The following is a 21,264-nucleotide window of genomic DNA, read 5'->3' on the forward strand; positions in this document are numbered from 1 at the left end:
CTAAAGGGGGAAAGGTACCGTTATGAAGCAAGTACGGTTCCTATGTTTTTTAAAATTTTATTGACACGCTCTGAATATTCGGCTAATTTGTCGGTATAGGTGTTCTCGGCGGTTGCATTGATTTCAAGTTCTCCTAGAACATCCATCATTGAACGGATGAAATCGCGGTGATTAGCACATTCATGGCATACCGTAGCATTAGCACACATGCCACTGTTCATAATAAAATAAGCCTCTTCAGTTGCAATACTCAGTTTGGTAAAATAGTCAGTATTTCGTTTTTCCTGATTGGTTAACAAGCTATTAATACCTTGAAATTGCTTTTTTGCTTCACTTAAAACATTTTTCATAGTTTCCTCCTGTTTTTTTTGAATTTTAAATTGTACCTCAAAAAACGGTAGAATACAATTACAAAATAATTACCAGTGAAACGAGAATCAATGCAATATCGCTATATCGGGCGCAGCGGTCTGCGCGTATCACCGATTTGTTTGGGAACAATGACATTCGGAAGCCAGTGTGATGAAAAAACCGCATTTAAAATTATGGATAAGGCGTATGAATCGGGAATTAATTTTTTCGATACCGCTGAACTATATCCTGTTCCGCCGGAAGAGAAGCTGGCCGGTTTAACGGAAGAGATGGTGGGACGTTGGTTAAAATCCAAACCGCGTGAGAGTCTTATTCTGGCAACAAAAGTGGCGGGTGCCGCTTCGGGATGGTTTGTGCCGCCGATTCGTCACGGATATACCGCGTGTGACCGTTTTCATATCGAGCGGGCAGTTGAAGGATCTCTCAAACGCCTCGGAACAGACTATATCGATCTCTATCAGATGCATTGGCCTGATTCGGTTGTTCCGATCGAGGAGACGATGAGAGCGTTTGATGCATTGGTGCAAAGCGGCAAGGTACGCTATATCGGAACCTCCAATGATACGGCACGGGGAACGATGAAATCGCTGATGGTCAGCAAATACGAAAAATTGTCCCGTTTTGAGTCAATCCAAAATAATTTTTCTCTCCTTAACCGTCGTGATTTGACTGAAATCGGTGCGTTATGTCGTGAAGAGAAAATTTCGCTGCTCCCTTATTCTCCATTGGGCGGAGGGGTACTAAGCGGTAAATACAATCAAGATATCAATGCTCAGGGACGTTTCAGTGATTACGTTAAATCGACCAACAAGCGTCAGCGTCTGATGGCGGCACGGTTTATGAATGATAAAACGCTCTCTTCAACACAAGAATATATGAAAATTGCCCATGAATCCGGGCTCCATCCCGTCACGATGGCGATTGCGTGGAGCAAGCAGTTTGATTTCGTCGCCTCTACGATCATCGGAGCAACATCGGCAGAGCAGCTGGATGCGAGCATCGCGGCAATGAACGTCACGCTCAGCAGTGAAATTTTACAAAAACTGGATGAGGTACATGCAAAAATTCTTTATCCTATGGGTTAGTCTTCTGGTTCTTGTGATAGGAGGGTGTGCGCCGAAACACTATGAAATCAGCAAACCGAAACTGATTATTTTGAAAACACCTAAACTCAAATTTGCCGATACGGGGTATATCCGCTCCAGCGGGGAGAGCGTCGAAGCGGAGCTTTTTACCGCCGGAGTTGCGGTAGAGAAGATTTCGATCGACGATCAGGTATGTGTCAGTGCAGGCTGTATGAGTGAAGAGGCATTTGTCCGCGAGTATCTCTCGCCGGAATATCCCAAAGATATACTCAGACGGATTTTGCTGGGTGAGCCGATTTATAACGGACAAGGTACGAGTGAACAGTGCAGTGGGATACGGACGCAATACATCCGAAGCGATAAAACGGATATTGTCTATCGGTTAAAACCCGATGAGACCTATTTTAAAGACCGTATTAACGGGCTTGTGGTTAAAATCAGCGATATCGAGGAAAATAATGCGACTGAGTGAACGAAGTAAAACAATAGAGCAATCTCATATCCGCTCTATGACGCGAGCATGCAACGCCATAAATGGAATCAACATGGCGCAGGGAGTCTGCGATCTCGTAGTTCCCCGCGAGGTAATCGAGGGTGCGTATGCGGCGATGAATGCTGGCATTAATATCTACACACCGACCGAAGGATTGCCTCGTCTGCGCCAAGCGATAGCCGATAAAATGAAACGGTTTTACGAGGTCGAAATCGTACCTGAGCAGGTACTCGTCTCTGATGGTGCAACGGGGGCATTTTATACGGCGTGTATGGCGTTGCTCAATCCGGGTGATGAGGTGATATTGTTCGAGCCCTATTACGGCTATCATCGTTCAACCTTAACCTCACTCGGAGCGGTTTCGACGTTTGTACGTCTCGAAGCACCCGAATGGAAACTGGATTTAGAAGCACTCGAAGCGGTAATTACCCCTAAAACGAGAGCGATGGTGATCTGTAACCCTGCCAATCCGAGTGGCAAAGTTTATACCCGTGACGAACTCGAAGAAATAGGGCAATTTGCCGAAAAACACGATCTAATCGTATTTGCCGATGAGATGTATGAGCACTTTTTATACGGTGATGCAGTGCATATTACGGCACTGAGTGTTCCGAGGTTGAGAGATCGATGTGTTGTTTTGAGTGGATTTTCCAAAGTGTTCAGTATCACCGGATGGCGATTGGGATACGCTATTGCCCCCGTGAGTGTTATCGAAGCGATGGCACAGCTTAATGATCTCATCTATGTCTGCGCCCCTGCACCGTTACAGATTGGTGCGGCGGTCGGACTGGAGAATTTAGGAGATGAGTACTACACCGAGCTTGCCCGTATCCATGAACATAAACGCGATCTCTTTTGCGATGCACTCCGTGATGCGGGACTGACTCCGAGTGTCCCCGCAGGTGCGTATTACGTCATGACGGATGTGAGCAGTGTGCGCGGCAATGATGATTTTGAAAAAGCAATGGCGATTTTAGAGAGAACGGGGGTTGCATCCGTTCCGGGGCGTGCGTTTTATCATGACGATGCGGGGAAAAATATGGTTCGCTTTTGCTACTCTAAACCGCTGGGTGTACTCGAAGAGGCAGCGGAACGGATAAGAGGGTTGTGTTAAAATATCAAATATTAAAAATCAGGAAATTATCATGTCTAAATTCGTAGGAGCACACGTTTCCGCTTCGGGCGGCGTTTTTAACGCTCCTCTCAATGCAATGGCGATCGGTGCAAAAGCATTCGCCCTCTTTACCAAAAACCAAAAACAGTGGGCGGCAAAGCCTCTCGAAGAAGAGACTATTGCACTCTTTAAAGCGAACCTTGCCAAAAGTGGGATTCTCCCAAAACACATTCTTCCCCACGATTCCTATCTGATTAATCTGGGACATCCCGAAGAGGATAAGCGGCAAAAATCGCTCGAAGCGTTTATCGATGAAGTGAATCGTTGTAGTCAACTGGGACTCGATCGGTTGAACTTCCATCCGGGGAGCCATTTGAAACAAATCAGCGAAGAAGAGTGTATCGATCGCATAGCGATGAGTATGAATGAAACACTCAGTGTTACAAATGGTGTCACTTTGGTAATTGAGAATACGGCAGGTCAGGGGAGCAATCTGGGATGGAGATTTGAGCATCTGAGTGCCATTATAGAGCGTATAGAGGACAAATCACGTGTGGGTGTGTGTATCGATACGTGTCATATGTTTACCGCAGGTTACGATATCCGAACCCGTGAAGCCTATGATGCAACTTGGGGAGAGTTTGATAGAATAGTCGGGTTTAACTATCTCAAAGGGATGCACATCAACGATTCTAAACCTGATTTGGGGAGTCATGTCGACCGACATGACTCAATCGGCAAAGGGAAACTTGGAATCGAGCCGTTCGGATTTATTATGAACGATCCGCGTATGGATGACATCCCGCTGGTGCTGGAAACGATCGATGAGACGATTTGGGCGCAGGAGATAGAGCTACTCTATTCACTACAGGAGAAATAATGAGAAGTTTGGTATTACTGTCCGCTGCAGCAGCGACAGCTATGGCAGGGGGATACGCGATCCCTGAGAGTTCGATCAATGCTACCGCGCTGAGTGCAGCGTATGTGGCTGCTTCACACGGTGCCGATGCGGCGTACTATAACCCTGCAGCGATGGTGTATAACGATGATGCAAATCTGCTTGAAGTGGATGCGACCTATATCGGACTTTCGAAAATTCATTATGCGTCAACAAGCGGAACAACCAATATCGATTCCAAAAGTGAATCATTTTTGGTCCCTACACTCCATTTTACTTCTAAAAAACTAGGTGAAAACGGTGCACGTTTAGGATTGAGTATTGTTGCTCCGGCAGGTCTGTCGAAACGATGGGATTCTCAACCGGCGAAATCAAGTGCAGAGGAATTTACACTCCAAACTATAGAAGTTAATCCTTCTATGGCGGTGCCATTGAGTGATACGGTAAGCATGGGTGTCGGTTTTAGAATTGTTCGAACGGATGGTGTCGTTAAAAGCGATAGCGGAGCGTCACAGGTTGTTCGAGATTTACAGGGAGATTCTATAGATGTTGGGTATAACCTTGCATTGATGGTGAAACCTAGACCTGAACTTTCGCTAGCAGCTACCTATCGTTCTAAAATCAATTTAACGGTAGAAGGGGATGCCACTTTAAACTATTTACCTTCCGCCCATCCATCACATGCGGCATATAATGGTTCTGCCAGCGTTACGATTCCTCTTCCTGCAGCACTTAATCTAGCGGCTGCTTATACATTTGATACAGGGACTACGGTTGAAGCCGTTTATGAAAGAACTTATTGGTCAGCGTATAAAAATTTGGATTTTGATTATGACGGTACCGTGAATGCCGCAACGGTTGCTTTTGGTACGGCAGTTCCAAAAAATTATGAAAATTCTAACAGCTACCGTCTCGGTTTGACCCAAAAATACGATAAATGGACGGCGATGGCAGGGGTAGCTTACGATGAAACTCCTACACCGGAAACAACCCTCGGTTATGAGTTGCCGGATTCCGATGCGTGGATTGTCTCATTGGGCGGACGCTATCAGCTTGATTCCCATTGGAACATTGGTCTGGCCGGTTTGGTGGATATGAAAAAGTCGCGTGAAGTACATCAAAGCGGCGGTAGCAATCCGGTTAACGGTGAATTTACCGATGCACGAGCTTATCTGGTTACAGCAGGAATTGAGTATCGCTTTTGATCCGTTACCCGTATGAAAATTTTTATGCAATGCTTTCTAGCGTTGCAAACGAAAACCCTTCAAAAAAGCTTTTGTTTATAGAGGACAAGAGTTATACCTATGGGCAGTTTCTTATTCAGGTAGATCAGTATGCACGTGCTTTGGAGCTTCTTAGTGTTGGAAAAGGGGATCGGGTCGCTTTGATTTGTCCTAATAGCACTGAGTTTGTCGCAAGTGTTTTTGCCATAAGTAAATTAGGCTCGACAGTAATCCCTATCAATACGCTGCTCAAAAACGAAGAGTATCAGTATATTTTGGGCGACTGCGGTGCTAAAGTGCTGATTACCGGTTCCAAATTGAGTAAAGAAGTCCAAACCCTTTGCGATGATGTTGAATCCATCGAATATACAATATGGATAGATAAAGCACCGATTAAAGATCCTCGCCATTTGTTATTAAATGAGATTCTCTCTGAGCATCTGAATACCGACTTTTCTAATTCTTTCGGAGGATTGGACGATACGGCCGTTATTTTTTATACGTCAGGGACAACCGGCCATCCCAAAGGGGCAATGGTTAGCAACCGAAATCTTTTTTCCAACCTTATCGCAGCAAAAGAACGATTTGATTTACGTCAGAGTGACCGATTTATCGTCTACTTACCGATGTTTCATTCGTTTACTTTTTCGATTATGGTGATATTGCCATTTTTTATGCGAGCATCTTTTGTAATTATCCCTTCGATTTTGCCGTTTAGCAATATAATCAAACAAACACTGCTCAAGCGGGTAACGATCTTTATGGGGGTTCCCGATATTTACAATGCCCTGATCCGCGCCAAATTGCCATGGTATTTTCTTTGGTTTAACCGTATCCGAGTTTTTGTTTCAGGCGGTTCGGCACTGAGTCAAGATACTCTTAATCGATTTCGATCCACTTTTAAACGAGCCACAATGTTAGAAGGATATGGATTAAGTGAGTGTTCTCCGGCCGTAGCAATCAACCCCCTCGAAAAACAAAAGCCTCTTTCTGTTGGATTGCCGTTGTTCGGGTATGAGGTAAAAATTGTTAATGATGAGATGATGGAACTTCCCTTTGGTGAAGCGGGTGAACTGATTGTTCGCGGTGATTGCGTGATGCAAGGGTATTTGAATAATCCAAAAGAGACGGAAGAGACGATTCAAAACGGTTGGTTGCGTACCGGAGATATCGCAAAAGTCGATGAAGAAGGATATATTTACATCGTTGATCGGATCAAGGATTTGATTATTTCCAAAGGGATCAACATCTACCCCCGTCAAATCGAAGAGCAAATGATGCTTTTACCGAGTGTTAAATTAGCGGCAGTGATTGCGCAAAGCGATCCACACAGCGGAGAGGTTCCCATCGCCTTTATCGAACTGGAAGAAGGGCATGAAGGTACAACTCAAGCTTCGATCAAATCTCAGCTCAAAGAGCATTTGGCTGCATTTAAAATCCCCAAAACCATAACCGTGGTAGAATCTCTTCCGAAAACCGCGACAGGCAAAGTTCTAAAGCGCATTCTGAAACAAGGATTGAATTGAAATACTTAGTAGATTTTTTAGAAAATAAAACGATTGAAAAGAGCCATATCTTTGCTCAACTCAAATGTACGGTTGATGAAGCGAAAGTACTTCAGCTGTTAACTCGTAAATTTTTACAATCCCAAGAAGATGTGATTGTTGCCGAACTGCTTCAAGAGCTTTATGGCGCCGATGATTATTCGTATCTCAGCCATTTCGGAGAGGTGAAAACTCTGCTGGAATTAGGATGGATTACGCATCATTCATTCACACCGATCAAAATCAGCGATATGTCACAATTGGAACTTTACAATACTCCTGTCGCACTTACGTCGGTCTTTATGAAACTTCTCGAAGAGGGTTCTTTGGAGATGACGCTTCCTGATATCAAACCTTATGCCGATCATTTGGAATATCTCCAAGATCAGTTTTTCCGAATCGAGCTTTATCAGAAGATGTCGATTATCCGTCATAACGGAAATGAGCATTCCCTCGGGATCAACCGTATCCAAAACAAACTCGATCTCCTCGAAAAACGGATCGATGAGCGGATTGCCCAAACCTCACTCGATGTTGTGCTGGATCGTTTTTTCAAACAAAAGAAACTCGAACCCAAAGAACAGGTTATCTTTCTCGCCCTTTTAAAAGAAGAGTACAGTGCGACGGAGGGTAATTTGAGAGAGATGAATACCCTCATCGATCTGATCAGTTTCGATGATTATGAACGGATTAAAAATCGTGCTCTTCTCGAAGACGGAGCACGTCTCATCAATGAAGAAGTGATCGATTACGAAGAGATGCTTAACCCGTTCGGCGGTATCAGCCGTGCTTTTTATATTGTCGATGAGGTACTTCAGTCGATCATGCATCCGCAGAAAAAGAAAAAAGTACGCAAACTCAAACTCGATATGTTGATTAAAGAGCAGGAGATTTTTGAGTTGATCGAACCGACAACTTCATTGGAAAATGTTGTTCTCAACCCTTCTACTGAGCAGACACTCTCAAACCTGATGCGTCAGCTCGATCGCGAAGTGATTGCACGCCTTCATGAATGGGGAGTCAAGGATAAAAAAGCGGGGATTGACGCGCGGATTATTTTCTACGGCCCTCCGGGGACAGGGAAAACATTGACGGCACATTCTCTTTCCCGTTCACTTAAACGACAAGTTTTGAGTTTTGACTGTTCTAAAATCCTCTCGATGTACGTCGGTGAGTCGGAAAAAAACGTCCGCAAGATTTTTGACACGTATGCCGACTTGACCCGTCAAACAAAAACGGAACCGATTTTATTGCTCAATGAAGCCGATCAGTTTCTCTCATCACGTTCGCAAGGTGCAGGCACATCGGCAGATCAGATGCACAATCAGATGCAAAACATCTTTTTGGAACAGATCGAGAAGTTTCAGGGGATTTTGATTGCGACGACTAACTTGCTTGAAAATATCGATCAAGCATTTTCGCGTCGATTTAACTACAAAATCGAGTTTAAAAAACCGGATCAGAAACAGCGATTGACGCTGTGGAAAATGATGCTACCGAAAAACGCACCGTATGCGGATGGATTTGATATTGAGAAACTCGCTTCCTATCCTCTGACGGGCGGGCAGATCAATCTGATCGTCAAAAATACTGCCTATCAGGTAGCGGCACGAAAAGAGGGATCGTTTAAACTCGAAGATTTTGTTGCAGAAATACAAAAAGAGCGTTCAGGCAGTTTCGAAGGGGAAAAATCAATGGGCTTCATAAACCATTAAATAGTAAATTTTTCTATAGAGATCGTAATCTCGATGCTCACCACTCAGAAAGGGGAATTCGTTCCCTTTCATAAATCTTTCATTATCGACAGTCATTTATTCATATTTTTTGTTTTTTGATGAAATGTAGAAATTTGTGACACATTTAATACTTAACATTCTATTTTGTTACAAAAAATAACACTTGCCTGCAAAGTACGCGTTTTAGGTGTTTCCTATTGTGACAATAGCTAAAAAAGATAAATGAATGATTAAGAATTAAGGGTTTGCTTTAATTCTCTTTTTGTTATAGTGCAACAACTGTTTTTATCTAAAACCGTATCGTGCAACAGGAAACTTTTTTGTTGCAGGATAGGCCATCAACCACGAAAAGGTCGGAACTATGGAGCATTACCACGTAGCAAATCCTTATTTTGGGGTATTTGTACTGTTTGTATTGACGTTTGGGGCATTTTATGCCACGACGGTTATTGCACGCTTAGCCAGTCGCGCATTAGCGGCTAAGGACACTGAAAAGATTAAACTCTCGGTTTATGAATGCGGACCGGAAGTGACAAAACAGCCTAACCGTATTTCGCCGCAGTTTTATCTGTTTGCATTGCTGTTTTTACTGTTTGATGTCGAGATTGTTTTCATGTTTCCGTGGGCAATTGATTTCAAACTATTAGGCTGGTTCGGCTTTGCAGAGATGATGATGTTCATCTTACTGCTAGCTATCGGTTTCGTTTATGCGTGGAAGAAAGGGGCACTCGAATGGCACAACATCAAGTAAATTATCTCAAAGACGGCGGACTTCCCGTCGCATTGACAACTATCGACAAAGTGGTCAACTGGGGTCGATCGAACTCAATCTGGGCATTGACATACGGTTTGGCATGCTGCGGTATCGAAATGATGGCTTCCGGGGCATCCCGCTATGACTTTGACCGTTTTGGTACGATCTTCCGTGCATCACCGCGTCAAGCAGAATTGATGGTTGTTGCGGGAACGTTGACGAAAAAACATGCGGAGTTTATTCGCCGTTTGTACGATCAAATGACGGAGCCTAAATGGGTTATCTCCATGGGTTCATGCGCAAACACCGGCGGTATGTTTAATACCTATGCTACGGTTCAGGGTGTGGATCGCGTTATTCCTGTCGATCTCTATCTTCCCGGCTGTGCACCGCGTCCTGAAACCTTGCAATATGCCGTATTGTTGTTACAACAAAAAATTCGTAAAGAGAGTGCATCACGCGCTCAAAAACCAAAAAGGTTGATGTAATGAGAGCTTACACCCCTAAAGACGATGTACAGAAAAAACCTTACTATACCGATCGCTATTGGGTTGCCCCTCAAGTAGCGAAAAGTGATGTCAGCGAGGATGCTGTATTTGCCGCTGATCTTGAAGCGATTAAAGCCAAATTTGATGTATTGGATGCGTATATCCAAGTGGGTCAAATGGTGGTCGTTATCAATGCTGTAGATAACTTCAGCGTTATTGAGATGATGAAAAATGTTCTTGCATACAATCAACTCTCCGAGATGTCTGCGATTGACTGGTTGGCAAGCGAGGGAAAATTTGAGATTTTCTACCAAATGCTCAGTATGTCCAAGCGTAAACGTGTTCGCATAAAATGCAAAATCGGCGAAAAAGAGTCGATCCAAAGCGTTGAAAAATTGTTCCGTTCAGCTGACTGGTCGGAGCGTGAAATGTATGATATGTTTGGTGTAGTAGTGAACAACCATCCATTTATGAAACGTATCTTGATGCCGGACGATTGGGAAGGATTCCCTCTGCGTAAAACTTATCCGCTTCAAGGGGATGAGTTTGCTCAATGGTATGAGGTAGATAAAATCTTCGGTAAAGAGGCACGTGAGATTATTGGGCCTGAAAACCGTGATCCGGCACGAATAGACCGATACGATACCGAACGTTTTGCCCGTTTGGGACATGAAGTACCGCATGGTACCGATATTTCTCAAGGCGAACCGGATACTCCGTTATGTTACCAAGAGAATGATGGAGTCTTCATGATCGAAAAATTTGACGCAGAGAAGAGTGTCGTGATCTCTGATCGCCACCGTTAAGGATCACATATGCAACAAGCCAATAGACTAAGACCTTTTTTCGAAAATATTACCTTTGACCGTGACGACAATGAGTTGATCCTAAACTTCGGTCCTCAGCATCCATCGGCGCACGGACAGCTTCGTTTGATGCTTCATTTGCAGCAAGAACAGATTACGAAAGCGCATCCGGATATCGGATATCTCCACCGTGGTATGGAAAAAATGGCGGAGAACATGATCTATAATGAGTTCATGCCGACAACCGACCGTATGGACTATATCGCTTCAAGTTCGAACAATTATGGATTTGCATTAGCAGTTGAAAAACTCATCGGTCTTGATGTTCCGCGCCGTGCGAAAGTGATCCGCATGATGCTTCTTGAGACCAACCGTCTTATGTCCCACCTTTTCTGGTTGGCGACGACGGCTCTGGATATCGGAGCAATGACGGTGTTCTTGTTTGCGTTTCGTGAGCGTGAGTATTTGATGGACTTGATCGAGGATTACTGCGGTGCACGTTTGACCCATGCGGCGATTCGTATCGGCGGTGTTCCTCTCGATCTACCGGACAATTTCATTGCTGATTTACGTAAATTCCTCGATAAATTACCGGAGAATATCAAAGACTACGAAGACCTTCTCGATACCAACCGTATTTGGTTAATGCGTATGGAAAATGTTGGGGTTATTTCTACCGAGATGGCTTTGAGCTGGGGATGTTCAGGGGTAATGCTACGTGCATCCGGAGTGGAATGGGATATTCGTAAAGAAGAGCCGTATGAGCTTTACGATGAAGTGGACTTCAATGTTCCTGTTTCCGACAAAGGGGACAACTATGCCCGTTACAAACTTTACATGGCAGAGATGCGTGAATCAGCAAAAATCTTGTACCAAGTAATCGACATGTATGAGGGGACTGAACCTGCATTGATGGCACATGCACCGCAATACATTTCGGCACCTAAAATCGACATTATGACTCAAAACTACTCGTTGATGCAGCATTTCGTCCTTGTGACCCAAGGGATGCGTCCTCCGGTAGGAGAAGTGTATATCGCGACCGAATCGCCTAAAGGAGAACTTGGGTTTTACATCAACTCCCAAGGAGGAGCTTATCCGTACCGTCTTAAACTCCGTGCGCCGTCGTTCTGGCATACCGGAATTTTGACCGACTTATTACCGGGGCACTACATTCCGGACGTTGTATCTATCATCGGGACGACCAATATCGTCTTCGGTGAAGTAGACCGCTAAAAGGAGCATGCAGTGAAACGTTACGACTTACGTCATTTAAAAGAAAATTTTGCAGATCGCATGTCCGTCATCATCAAAGAAGAAGCAACACCGGGTGAAGTGTTGATCTTTTTGTTTGAAATCGGTGATTTTACCCCGATCCAACAATCGGCTGATTTGGTTAAAGAGCTTGGGTGTGAACTCATGAATTCGTTGAAATTCAACGAAGCTGACTGGACCATCGTGGTCAAGAAATAAGGAACCGCTGTGAGTAAAGTCTATTTCTCCACGTGGCGGGGTGAGCAAATCAACAACATCGGCAAAAATGACGATGCTTGGGAAAATTCTGCTTACAACCTCCCGTTGGAATACAACGAGCATGCCCATTCCAAAGCATTTATCGGCTGGGATGGCGTAGCGCTTTTTAATCCGGATGTTGATGTGGTTCGTTTAGCGACGGAATATGCAGCACAATATCAGGTTTACTCCGAAGCGTGCGGACGCTGTGCACCGGGACGATGGGGCGGACGTATTTTGTACGATTTGCTTGATAAAATCGCTCGCGGTGAGGGTGCGGTATCGGATATGGAGCATCTCAAAGAGGTATCTCGCACAATGCAGGAGACTTCCAAATGTGAGATTGGTAAAACGGTTCCAAACCCGTTATTGGATCTGATGACTCACTTCGAGTCAGAGTTCATGGCGTGTATCGAGAACCAAAAACCTTCCAAGCATTACCATATGGAAGATACCAATTACATTGCAAAAATCACCGCACCGTGTATGGATGCCTGTCCGGCGCATGTCGATATACCGGCATACATTGAGGGTGTAAGAGATTTGCGTTTTGATGATTCATTGATGGCAACCCGTCAGACGATGCCACTTGCACATACCTGCGGACGTGTTTGTCCTCACCCGTGCGAAACCGAATGTCGTCGTACTAACCTCGATGAGCCGATTTCGATCATGGAACTCAAACGTTTGGGTGCCGATTATGAGACCGATCACGGTTTCGGATTCTTCCACCCGAGTGAGAAAAAAGCCTCTATCGGTAAAAAAGTAGCGGTAATCGGTGCGGGCCCTGCAGGCCTTACCGGTGCTTATTATTTGGCATTGGATGGTATTGATGTTGATGTGTATGAAGAACTGCCGGTTCTCGGTGGCGAAGTAGCGGTCGGTGTACCTGAATACCGAATGCCGATTGATAAATACAATCAAGACATTGAAGCGGTTCGTTCTCTTGGGGTAAACTTTATCACAAACACAAAAGTGACTGCGGATATGATGCGTCAGTTCGAAAACGATTATGACGCTACATTGGTAGCTACGGGTACTCGTATTTCGAAAAAAGTCTATTGTGATAATGAACGCAAAGAGATTGCTGGATATTGGGGCGCGATCGATATGCTCGATGAAGTGAATTTGTTTGTGAAATACGGAATCGGACAAGATTTGGATCTTACCGGCAAAACTGTTGTTTGTGTCGGTGGCGGATTTACCTCGATGGACGTTGTACGCTGTTCAATCCGTGCCAATGCGGCAAAAGTTATTATGCTTTATCGCCGTGATGAGAAAACGATTATCAAAAACACGACCTACGAAGAGTATCATGAAGCGGTCGAAGAGGGAGTTGAATTTATTTTCCATTCTGCTGTCGCGCGTATGAACGATGAGAATGATGTTCTCAAATCGCTCACCGTGGATCGTTACGAACTGGTTCCTGATCCAAACGGCGGACGTCCGACTTTAGAGAAAATCGAAGGGGCTTCGTTTGACATTGAGTGTGATTTTCTAATTCCTGCGGTATCTCAAAGTGCTGATTTGAAGCTGATCCCTGAAGAATGGGAAGTTGAGCGTACGTCATGGGCGACGATTAAAACCAACGGTAAAGACTACATGACCTCTCGCAAAGGGATCTTTGCGGCAGGTGACTGTGAATACGGGCCGATGACAATTGTTAACGCCGTAGGTCAGGCAAAACGTGCAGCATCGGTGATGTCACGCTATGTCGTAAACGGTGAAATCACCTTAACCGATGATGAGATTATGGAAGATCACCTCCGTAAACTCAAAGTCTATGATAAAAAAGAGAAAATCGTCGGATGGCTTCCGGGCTTGCCGCGCCAACACAGTGAAGTGCTTACTGTTGATGAACGCAAAGACAATAACCGTGAAGTTAAATACGGCTTTACGCAAGAAGAGGCACTTGCGGAAGCGGAACGCTGTATGCGCTGTTACTACATCGCGATGGTAGCACACTAAGGAGGGATGGATGATCAATTTTACGATTAACGGCCAGCCCGTCATAGCTTCAAAAGGGGAAACAATCCTCCAAGCAGCACGCAAAGCGGGATTCTATATCCCGACGATGTGTTATTTGGAAAAAACAACCCCGTGTGCGTCATGCCGTTTGTGCGTGGTTGAAACGGACAAAACGGACGGATTGATTCTCAGCTGTCAAACTCCTCCGACGGAAGGTTTGGGTGTTACGATTAATTCGGAGCGCCTTGAGCAAGAACGGACAAATATTATGCGTCTTTACGATGTCAACCATCCGTTGGAATGCGGCGTGTGTGATAAATCAGGGGCTTGCGATCTTCAAAACAAAACGTTGGAATTTGGTGTCTCCGCACAGCATTTCAGCGCCAAAGAGCATCACCGCACGATCGAGCATTGGGGTCTAATCAATTATGATCCATCACTATGTATTTTGTGTGAAAAATGTGTTCACGTCTGTAACGAAATTATCGGTGACGATGCGATTGAACTTCAATTCGGAGGATATAAATCAGCAGTTATTCCTAAAAACAGTGAGGTTCTTGATTGTACGTTCTGCGGTGAGTGTATTGCCGTATGTCCGGTCGGTGCATTGGTCAGTTCAGAGTTCCAATACAGTGCCAACGCGTGGGAACTTACCCAAATCCCTGCGACGTGTGCTCACTGTTCAGCGGGATGTTCATTGACCTACGAAGTGCGTCACACTTCAAACTCAATCGGTGCAAAAGCGAAGATTTATCGCGTAACGAATAATTTCGAACATACCACTCTCTGCGGTGCGGGACGATTTGGATTTGATTTTGCAGTCGAGGGAACGAAAGACGAAGCCGAATTGGCAAAAGCGGTTCATGCGATTCAAAACGCGACGGCTATCCGTTTCAATTCACTCATCACCAATGAAGAGGCGATGATTCTTCAAGGGCTCAAAGAGAAACTGGGGATTAAACTTTATAACGAAGAGGCACGTGCGTACCAAAGTTTTATGGCTGCATACGCGTCTATCAGCGGAAAAACAGGATTCGGCGGAAGTTTGGACGCCATTGTGCAAAGTGACGGTATTATTGTTCTCGGAGGGCGTATCGTCACCGATAATCCGGCAGTTCGTTATGCGATGACTACAGCGGCTCGTCACCGAGGTGCAAAAGTGGTGTATATGCACCCGCTTGAAGATGAGTGGCTCAAAAATGTCGTTACCCAATTTGTTAAATACGAAGTGGGAACTGAAGAGGGTGTGATTGCTATGTTAGCAAAAACACTTCTCAGCGGCGCGGATATCTCTGAGGAAACAAAAACCTTTTTCGACGGACTTGATGAGGGGTATTTATGCGCCGAGAGCAATGTCGGGGATGAAGAATACACACACATCGCTAAATCATTCGCGCGTGCAAAACGTAAAACGCTGATTATCGGAAGCGATGTATTGAATCATGAACGCGCATCGAATATCGCACGTTTGTGTGCAATGATCGAAACGTATACCGAGTTTTCGATTGTTGTGGTAGCTGGGAGCGTCAATACTATCGGTATATCGCTCATTTGTGATCTTGATGTTGATACGTTCGGCGGAAACGTTGTCGGATATAATGCGGCAGGCGATTATACGATGGGATCGATCGGTGATGTCATGTTGAAACTGCCGTCACTGAATTCTCAAGAGGGAACATTTGTTAGTATCAATCATCAGGTATTGCCGACCAATGTTGCGGTAGCTTTTGAGGGGTATACCCTTAACGACATTGCAAATGCTTTAGGGTTAGTGTCGCAACATACGATTGACTACACCGAAAAACTTCCTGTTTCCAAAGGATTTAATGGAACTTCATTCGATAGTTTGGGGAACTTTTACGGGGCTCTTGGAGAAGATAACCGAGGTTATATTTTGGAAAACATTGACGTTGAAGCCAATGGTATTTTGGAAGAAGTTGAAGATTTGCCGGAATTTAACGGCACTGTTGTGTACCGCTGTAATCCTGTCAATCAGTTCAACGGTTATACGGCTCGTACCAAACAGCTTGAAAAAGAGGCAACATTGCGCGGTTCGGCACAGTTTGCTGCTGCTGCAAAAATCGGTGATGGTGATAAAATTCGAATTGAATTTCCTCAAGGCACTCAAGAACGAATTTTTGAACTCGACTCTACTTTAAAAGGGACAATTGCATTAGTTCCGGCATACGATGTCGGATTCGGTGAATTGAATGAACAATATCGTTTTGAAAAGGTGAAAATTATGAGGATGGGGAGCGAATCATGAATGAAATCACGATTACCATAGACGGCCGCACTGTCCAGACGCAAGAGGGTGAATATATCCTGAATGCGGCACGGGCAAACGGGATATTTATCCCTGCGATTTGTTATTTGACACGATGTTCGCCGACATTGGCATGCCGTATCTGTCTTGTCGAAGCCGATGGTAAACAAGTTTATGCGTGTAATGCAAAAGCCAAAGCGGGAATGGATATTACCACTACGACACCGAATATTGTGGCAGAGCGAAGAGCAATTATGGAAGTTTACGATGTAAACCATCCGTTAGAGTGCGGCGTATGTGACCAATCGGGTGAGTGTGAATTGCAAAACTATACGCTAGAAGTGGGTGTAGATACGCAAACCTATTCGATCAAAGATACCCACAAGCCGGCACAAAACTGGGGATTGATCCATTACGATCCGGCATTGTGTATTATGTGTGAGCGTTGTATCACTGTCTGTAAAGATATGATCGGAGATGCAGCACTCTCTACGGTTGCACGTGGATCAGATGCTATTGAGGCTGAATTCAAAGAATCTATGCCCAAAGACGCCTATGCGATGTGGAACAAACTCAACAAATCGTTGATTGCTCCAAACGGCGGAGATAAACTCGATTGTACCGACTGTGGTGAGTGCAGCTCCGTATGTCCGGTCGGTGCATTAGTCAGCAGTGATTATCAGTACACTTCCAACGCATGGGAACATAAACAAATCCCTGCAACGTGTGCACACTGCTCGGCGGGATGCCAACTCAGTTACGATATCAAACACACCTCTATCGAAAATCCGGAGAGCAAAATCTACCGTGTCAAGAATGAGTGGAATTACGTTTCTCTCTGCGGTGCCGGACGTTACGGATATGATTTTGAAAATCGTGATGTTGTGAAAAATCCGGCTGCTTTTGATGCCGCGATTGCCGCATTCAAAAAAGCCGATACCATTGCATTCACCTCTACAATCACGAATGAAGAGGCTTTGATCCTTCAACGTTTGAAAGAGAAATACGGTTACCGTTTAGTGAATAACGAAGCATTGGCTCTCAAAAACTTTTTAAGCAGTTACAGTACTATTAGCGGGAAATCACTCTACGGCGGCGACTTGAAACAAGTTCATGAAGCCGATTTCGTTGTTTCAATCGGTAGTGCGCTTAAAACAGATAATCCGAATGCCCGTTTCGCGATGAACAACGCGTTATCGATGAACAAAGGGGCGGGGTTGTATTTCCATCCGATCAATGATCCTGTCATTGCGGATATGTCGAAAAATGTGACTCAATTCAACCATGCACCGATGATGGAAGAGGCGGCTCTTTATTTGATGCTCGATCTTTTCGGGGATAAAGCTGCTATGCCTTCAAGTGTTACAGAGTATTTGGCAACTTTTCACTCCACTAAAACAGTAACCATTGAAGAGACGGTCGATGAAAAAGTGACCGAAACCGTCGTCAAAAAAGTACTCAATGAAGAGACCGGGGTTGAAGAAGAAGTGAGCGAAGAGGTCACTAAAACGATTAAGAAAAAAGTTTCCAAAGAGGTCGAAGTGGATGAAAATGCACTCTTCGCTCTTTTAAATGCGCCGGTAGGATTTAGCGATACGCTCACTAAATATTTGGCGAAAAAAGAGAACTTCGCATTGATGGTAGGACCTGACCTCTATACCCATCCAAACACGGCTAACTGCGCACGATTGGTTGCCTTGATCGAAAAATACACTGCGTTTAGTGTCACGATGATTCCGAATCTCTCGAACACTCTCGGTGTCGCGTTGATTTGTGATTTGGACAGTGAGCGAGGAAGTTACACAATCGGCTACAACACCGCGGGTGATTTTACCCTTAGTGCACTTGGGAATGGCGATTTGGATATGCCATCACTTAATCAGCAAGAGGGGACACTCACCGGTATCGATAAACGGGTGAATCCGACTAATGCAGCCCTCAGTTACGGCGGATATATTCTTAATGATATTGCCTCTTCACTTGGCGTTACAGCGAAATTTACGGTGAACTATACAGCGCAGCTTCCGGTTGCGGCAGGATTCAAAGCGGTAGAATTTGATACCCTTCCGAATCACTACACCAACAGCGGGGAAGAGGTTCGCGGTTATTGCTTAGAAGCTCAAGCGATTGCGACGAACGGCGATGAAAGCGTTAAAGGATTTGATTCGAATGCGGCTATTACCGATAGCGTGGTCTATTTGGCAAATCCGGTTCTCCAATTTTCACCGTTTACGGCAGCTTCCCATCAACTTCAAGAAAATGGAGGTCTTTATGTCTCTAAAATGTTTATGGAATCTAACGGATGGAACGAAGGGGATCATGTGCGCGTGAAAACGGCACGTGGCGAGCTGAGTGTCAACGTTATAACCGACGGTAAGATTGCAGGAGATATCCCTTATCTTCCGACGTTCGATACCGCTATCAACTCTGAAGCACTGTTTGACGGTTACCGTTTTACGTGCGTATCAATTCAAAAGGTGTAAAGCATGGATGTAGCATTTATTATTGAGACGATTGCTAAAATCGTCGTCATCTTATTAATCTTCTCAGCACTTGCGGGTCTCGGAACCTATTTCGAGCGTAAAGTGCTCGCGTTCATGCAACGACGACTTGGACCGATGCACGTCGGTCCTTTCGGATTGCTGCAAGTTGCGGCAGACGGGATCAAACTCTTCACCAAAGAGGATATTATCCCTCAAAACGTGGTTAAACCGATTTTTAAAATTGCTCCGGTTATTACAGCGGCAACAGCGTTTATGGCGGCAGCCGCAATTCCGTTTTGGCCTCAATTTACGGTTATGGGCTATACGGTGCACCCGATCGTAGCGGATATTAATGTTGGTATCCTTTACGTGCTTGGGGTTATGGCGATCGGATTGTACGGACCTCTTTTGGGCGGTATGGCATCTGCGAATAAATGGTCACTGATTTCAGCAGCGCGTAGTGCGGCTATTTTTATCTCTTACGAGGTAATTACGGGTCTTTCTTTGTTGGCACCGCTTATGATGGTGGGGTCATTGTCATTGGTCGATATTAACAACTACCAAGTCGGTGGAATCACACACTGGATCGTATGGTCACAGCCGGTTGCATTTGTTCTTTTCTGGATTGCCGCATTTGCGGAGACAGGGCGTACCCCTTTCCACCTTGTAGCGAACGATCACGAAATCATTGACGGTTTCGGTACGGAATATTCGGGTATGCGCTGGGGTCTTTTCTTCATCGGTGAATATGCGAACATGTTCTTTATCTCGTTTGTAATCGCTATTGTTTTCTTGGGCGGTTTTGGTGACGGTACTTTTGCGGGAGCATTCCAATTGATCCTCAAAGTAGCGTTTTTCTTTTTCTTTTTCCTTTGGACACGTGCCGCATGGCCGGATGTCCGACCTGACCAATTGATGTGGTTGTGTTGGAAAGTTTTAATGCCGATTGCGGTGCTCAACGTGGTTGTCACCGGCATCGTGATGATGTTCTAAGGAGGTTGTGCGATGCATCATGAAGAAGTATTTACAGACCGAAACGTAAGTGAACATAGCGCTTATTATTACGTCGATATCGAAACCTATCCGACTACCGGATGGGATAAATTTAAACAGGCGCTCAAACGTGCCGTACGAGGCGAATTGTTTGTGGGCTTGTGGGTTGTTATGCGTGAGATGATCAAATTTGATATCCATACCGTTCAATACCCGAAAGAGAAACTCCCGATCGGTCCTCGCTACCGTGCGGTTCATAAACTGCTTCGTCTGTGGGAGTCGGGATATGAACGTTGTATTGGATGCGGATTGTGTGAAAAAATCTGTATCTCTGATTGTATCCGTATGGATACCCGTATCGATGAGAACAGCCGTAAAGAAGTTACCGAGTATAGTATCAATCTTGGGCGTTGTATCTTCTGCGGATATTGTGCGGAAGTGTGTCCGGAATTGGCTATCGTTCACGGTGGACGTTATGAAAACGGCTCTGAACAGCGTGCCCATTTCGTCATCAAAGATGACATGCTTACTCCGCTTGATCTTCTTAAAGCGGGTGAACAATCAGAGTACCCAGGCTTCGGAGCCATCATCCCAGGAAGCGACGCGTCGGTCAAAAAGACCCCGTTGGCGTATTAAGGAGTAGGAATGTTTGAAGCAATTGCTTTTTATCTGTTTGCGGCGCTCACAATCGTGATGTTTACCATCACGGTAATGACGAGTCAAGCGCTTTATGCGATTACCGCAATGGCAGCTGGGATGATTTTCATCTCGGCGTTTTTCTTTATTTTGGGAGCCGACTTTTTGGGTGCTATCCAAATCATCGTCTATACCGGAGCCGTTATGGCGCTTTATGCGTTTGGTATGATGTTTTTTGATACGACGCGTAACGTGGTAGAAAAACGAACCAACCCTCAAATCGTATTTGTATTGGGCGTATTGGCAGCCGTTATGGTAGTCGCTATCTTCGTTGCACCGATCGTATCGAATAATATTCAAGCGCTTTATCCGATTGATGCGGCAATCGGCAACACGCAAGCGATCGGTATGGTGCTCTTTACCAAATACCTTGTCCCTTTTGAGTTGGCAGCGGTTATGCTTCTGGTTGCAATGATCGGCGGAATCGTTTTAGCCGGCAAGAAAATGGATAAATCGTTGACATTGATGGCCGAAGAAGATATCGGCTCAATGGATGACAGTATTGAACCACAAGCGGGGGGGCACTAATGGAAATCACACTGACCCATTATCTTGTTTTATCAAGTGTTTTGTTCGCGATCGGATTGATCGGGGTTATGCGCCGTAAAAATCTTTTAATGCTCTTTTTTGCAACGGAGATTTTACTCAATGCGACGAATGTTGCATTTGCGGCGATTTCGCATTATATGGGCGATCTCAGCGGTCAAATGTTCGCGTTTTTTATTATCGCGATTGCGGCGTCTGAAGTGGCGATCGGCTTGGGTCTTCTCATCGTATGGTACAAACGTACCGGTAAGATCGATCTAGATCAAATGAATTCAATGCGAGGATAG

Annotated in this window: 20 protein-coding genes; 19 read left to right on the forward strand and 1 reads right to left on the reverse strand. The window is 44.9% G+C overall.

From position 1 onward, the window contains the following. Positions 1-20 precede the first annotated feature (20 nt). Entirely contained in the window at positions 21-350 is a 330-nt protein-coding gene (locus PHI47_RS02290) for a hypothetical protein (RefSeq protein WP_299933333.1), read from the reverse strand. 90 nt (positions 351-440) lie between these two features. Here PHI47_RS02290 and PHI47_RS02295 point away from each other — a divergent pair, with 90 nt between their 5' ends. The 19 genes from PHI47_RS02295 to nuoK all read left to right on the forward strand — a co-directional run bounded on the left by PHI47_RS02295 (position 441) and on the right by nuoK (position 21,264). Further along, positions 441-1,457, forward strand: coding sequence for an aldo/keto reductase (locus PHI47_RS02295; protein ID WP_299933335.1), 1,017 nt, complete (start codon positions 441-443; stop codon positions 1,455-1,457). Further along, a complete protein-coding gene (locus PHI47_RS02300) occupies positions 1,429-1,929 on the forward strand; it encodes a hypothetical protein (protein WP_299933337.1) in 501 nt (166 codons plus the stop codon). The genes PHI47_RS02295 and PHI47_RS02300 overlap by 29 nt, the downstream gene beginning before the upstream one ends. Then, complete coding sequence (locus tag PHI47_RS02305) at positions 1,916-3,064, forward strand: pyridoxal phosphate-dependent aminotransferase (protein ID WP_299933339.1); 1,149 nt, start codon at positions 1,916-1,918, stop codon at positions 3,062-3,064. The genes PHI47_RS02300 and PHI47_RS02305 overlap by 14 nt, the downstream gene beginning before the upstream one ends. Positions 3,065-3,095: 31 nt before the next feature. Next, positions 3,096-3,944 (forward strand): deoxyribonuclease IV, encoded by an 849-nt coding sequence (gene nfo, locus PHI47_RS02310; protein ID WP_299933341.1) that lies wholly within the window; start codon positions 3,096-3,098, stop codon positions 3,942-3,944. Continuing rightward, the gene (locus PHI47_RS02315) at positions 3,944-5,167 is read left to right on the forward strand and encodes an outer membrane protein transport protein (RefSeq protein ID WP_299933344.1); all 1,224 of its coding nucleotides are present in this window, start codon (positions 3,944-3,946) and stop codon (positions 5,165-5,167) included. Before nfo ends, PHI47_RS02315 begins: the two co-directional genes overlap by 1 nt. After that, positions 5,167-6,711, forward strand: a complete 1,545-nt coding sequence (locus PHI47_RS02320) for a long-chain-fatty-acid--CoA ligase (RefSeq protein WP_299933763.1) — start codon at positions 5,167-5,169, stop codon at positions 6,709-6,711. Before PHI47_RS02315 ends, PHI47_RS02320 begins: the two co-directional genes overlap by 1 nt. Next, positions 6,708-8,444, forward strand: a complete 1,737-nt coding sequence (locus PHI47_RS02325) for an ATP-binding protein (protein ID WP_299933346.1) — start codon at positions 6,708-6,710, stop codon at positions 8,442-8,444. The genes PHI47_RS02320 and PHI47_RS02325 overlap by 4 nt, the downstream gene beginning before the upstream one ends. A gap of 382 nt (positions 8,445-8,826) precedes the next feature. Beyond that, entirely contained in the window at positions 8,827-9,216 is a 390-nt protein-coding gene (locus tag PHI47_RS02330; protein WP_299933348.1) for an NAD(P)H-quinone oxidoreductase subunit 3, read from the forward strand. After that, positions 9,198-9,707, forward strand: coding sequence for an NADH-quinone oxidoreductase subunit B family protein (locus PHI47_RS02335; RefSeq protein WP_298691925.1), 510 nt, complete (start codon positions 9,198-9,200; stop codon positions 9,705-9,707). The genes PHI47_RS02330 and PHI47_RS02335 overlap by 19 nt, the downstream gene beginning before the upstream one ends. Next, positions 9,707-10,513 (forward strand): NADH-quinone oxidoreductase subunit C, encoded by an 807-nt coding sequence (locus PHI47_RS02340; RefSeq protein ID WP_299933351.1) that lies wholly within the window; start codon positions 9,707-9,709, stop codon positions 10,511-10,513. The genes PHI47_RS02335 and PHI47_RS02340 overlap by 1 nt, the downstream gene beginning before the upstream one ends. Positions 10,514-10,522: 9 nt before the next feature. Next, entirely contained in the window at positions 10,523-11,749 is a 1,227-nt protein-coding gene (gene nuoD, locus PHI47_RS02345; protein WP_299933353.1) for an NADH dehydrogenase (quinone) subunit D, read from the forward strand. A 12-nt stretch (positions 11,750-11,761) separates the two neighbouring features. Further along, positions 11,762-11,986 carry an NADH-ubiquinone oxidoreductase subunit E family protein gene (locus PHI47_RS02350; RefSeq protein WP_299933355.1) on the forward strand — a complete coding sequence of 75 codons (225 nt, stop codon included), beginning with the start codon at positions 11,762-11,764 and terminating at the stop codon, positions 11,984-11,986. A gap of 9 nt (positions 11,987-11,995) precedes the next feature. Further along, positions 11,996-13,993 carry an FAD-dependent oxidoreductase gene (locus PHI47_RS02355; RefSeq protein ID WP_299933357.1) on the forward strand — a complete coding sequence of 666 codons (1,998 nt, stop codon included), beginning with the start codon at positions 11,996-11,998 and terminating at the stop codon, positions 13,991-13,993. A gap of 10 nt (positions 13,994-14,003) precedes the next feature. After that, positions 14,004-16,259: a 2Fe-2S iron-sulfur cluster-binding protein gene (locus PHI47_RS02360; protein ID WP_299933359.1), complete on the forward strand. Its 2,256-nt coding sequence runs from the start codon at positions 14,004-14,006 to the stop codon at positions 16,257-16,259. Next, on the forward strand, positions 16,256-18,742 hold the full coding sequence (locus tag PHI47_RS02365) for an NADH-quinone oxidoreductase subunit G (RefSeq protein WP_299933361.1): 2,487 nt from the start codon (positions 16,256-16,258) through the stop codon (positions 18,740-18,742). The genes PHI47_RS02360 and PHI47_RS02365 overlap by 4 nt, the downstream gene beginning before the upstream one ends. A gap of 3 nt (positions 18,743-18,745) precedes the next feature. After that, complete coding sequence (gene nuoH, locus PHI47_RS02370; protein WP_299933363.1) at positions 18,746-19,735, forward strand: NADH-quinone oxidoreductase subunit NuoH; 990 nt, start codon at positions 18,746-18,748, stop codon at positions 19,733-19,735. A 12-nt stretch (positions 19,736-19,747) separates the two neighbouring features. Further along, positions 19,748-20,371 carry an NADH-quinone oxidoreductase subunit NuoI gene (gene nuoI, locus PHI47_RS02375; RefSeq protein WP_299933365.1) on the forward strand — a complete coding sequence of 208 codons (624 nt, stop codon included), beginning with the start codon at positions 19,748-19,750 and terminating at the stop codon, positions 20,369-20,371. A gap of 9 nt (positions 20,372-20,380) precedes the next feature. Beyond that, positions 20,381-20,959 (forward strand): NADH-quinone oxidoreductase subunit J, encoded by a 579-nt coding sequence (locus tag PHI47_RS02380; RefSeq protein WP_299933367.1) that lies wholly within the window; start codon positions 20,381-20,383, stop codon positions 20,957-20,959. Then, positions 20,959-21,264, forward strand: coding sequence for an NADH-quinone oxidoreductase subunit NuoK (gene nuoK, locus PHI47_RS02385; RefSeq protein ID WP_299933369.1), 306 nt, complete (start codon positions 20,959-20,961; stop codon positions 21,262-21,264). Before PHI47_RS02380 ends, nuoK begins: the two co-directional genes overlap by 1 nt.

Source organism: Sulfuricurvum sp. (genome assembly GCF_028713855.1).
Lineage (GTDB): Bacteria > Campylobacterota > Campylobacteria > Campylobacterales > Sulfurimonadaceae > Sulfuricurvum.

Excerpts from the sequence above, each read along its gene's own strand:
- nuoI (WP_299933365.1), top strand. The coding sequence starts at position 19,748 with ATGCATCATGAAGAAGTATTTACAGACCGAAACGTAAGTGAACATAGC.
- nfo (WP_299933341.1), top strand. The coding sequence starts at position 3,096 with ATGTCTAAATTCGTAGGAGCACACGTTTCCGCTTCGGGCGGCGTTTTT.
- PHI47_RS02295 (WP_299933335.1), top strand. The coding sequence starts at position 441 with ATGCAATATCGCTATATCGGGCGCAGCGGTCTGCGCGTATCACCGATT.
- PHI47_RS02340 (WP_299933351.1), top strand. The coding sequence starts at position 9,707 with ATGAGAGCTTACACCCCTAAAGACGATGTACAGAAAAAACCTTACTAT.
- PHI47_RS02335 (WP_298691925.1), top strand. The coding sequence starts at position 9,198 with ATGGCACAACATCAAGTAAATTATCTCAAAGACGGCGGACTTCCCGTC.
- nuoK (WP_299933369.1), top strand. The coding sequence starts at position 20,959 with ATGGAAATCACACTGACCCATTATCTTGTTTTATCAAGTGTTTTGTTC.
- PHI47_RS02380 (WP_299933367.1), top strand. The coding sequence starts at position 20,381 with ATGTTTGAAGCAATTGCTTTTTATCTGTTTGCGGCGCTCACAATCGTG.
- PHI47_RS02315 (WP_299933344.1), top strand. The coding sequence starts at position 3,944 with ATGAGAAGTTTGGTATTACTGTCCGCTGCAGCAGCGACAGCTATGGCA.
- nuoH (WP_299933363.1), top strand. The coding sequence starts at position 18,746 with ATGGATGTAGCATTTATTATTGAGACGATTGCTAAAATCGTCGTCATC.
- nuoD (WP_299933353.1), top strand. The coding sequence starts at position 10,523 with ATGCAACAAGCCAATAGACTAAGACCTTTTTTCGAAAATATTACCTTT.
- PHI47_RS02365 (WP_299933361.1), top strand. The coding sequence starts at position 16,256 with ATGAATGAAATCACGATTACCATAGACGGCCGCACTGTCCAGACGCAA.
- PHI47_RS02300 (WP_299933337.1), top strand. The coding sequence starts at position 1,429 with ATGCAAAAATTCTTTATCCTATGGGTTAGTCTTCTGGTTCTTGTGATA.
- PHI47_RS02290 (WP_299933333.1), bottom strand. The coding sequence starts at position 350 with ATGAAAAATGTTTTAAGTGAAGCAAAAAAGCAATTTCAAGGTATTAAT.
- PHI47_RS02305 (WP_299933339.1), top strand. The coding sequence starts at position 1,916 with ATGCGACTGAGTGAACGAAGTAAAACAATAGAGCAATCTCATATCCGC.
- PHI47_RS02330 (WP_299933348.1), top strand. The coding sequence starts at position 8,827 with ATGGAGCATTACCACGTAGCAAATCCTTATTTTGGGGTATTTGTACTG.
- PHI47_RS02360 (WP_299933359.1), top strand. The coding sequence starts at position 14,004 with ATGATCAATTTTACGATTAACGGCCAGCCCGTCATAGCTTCAAAAGGG.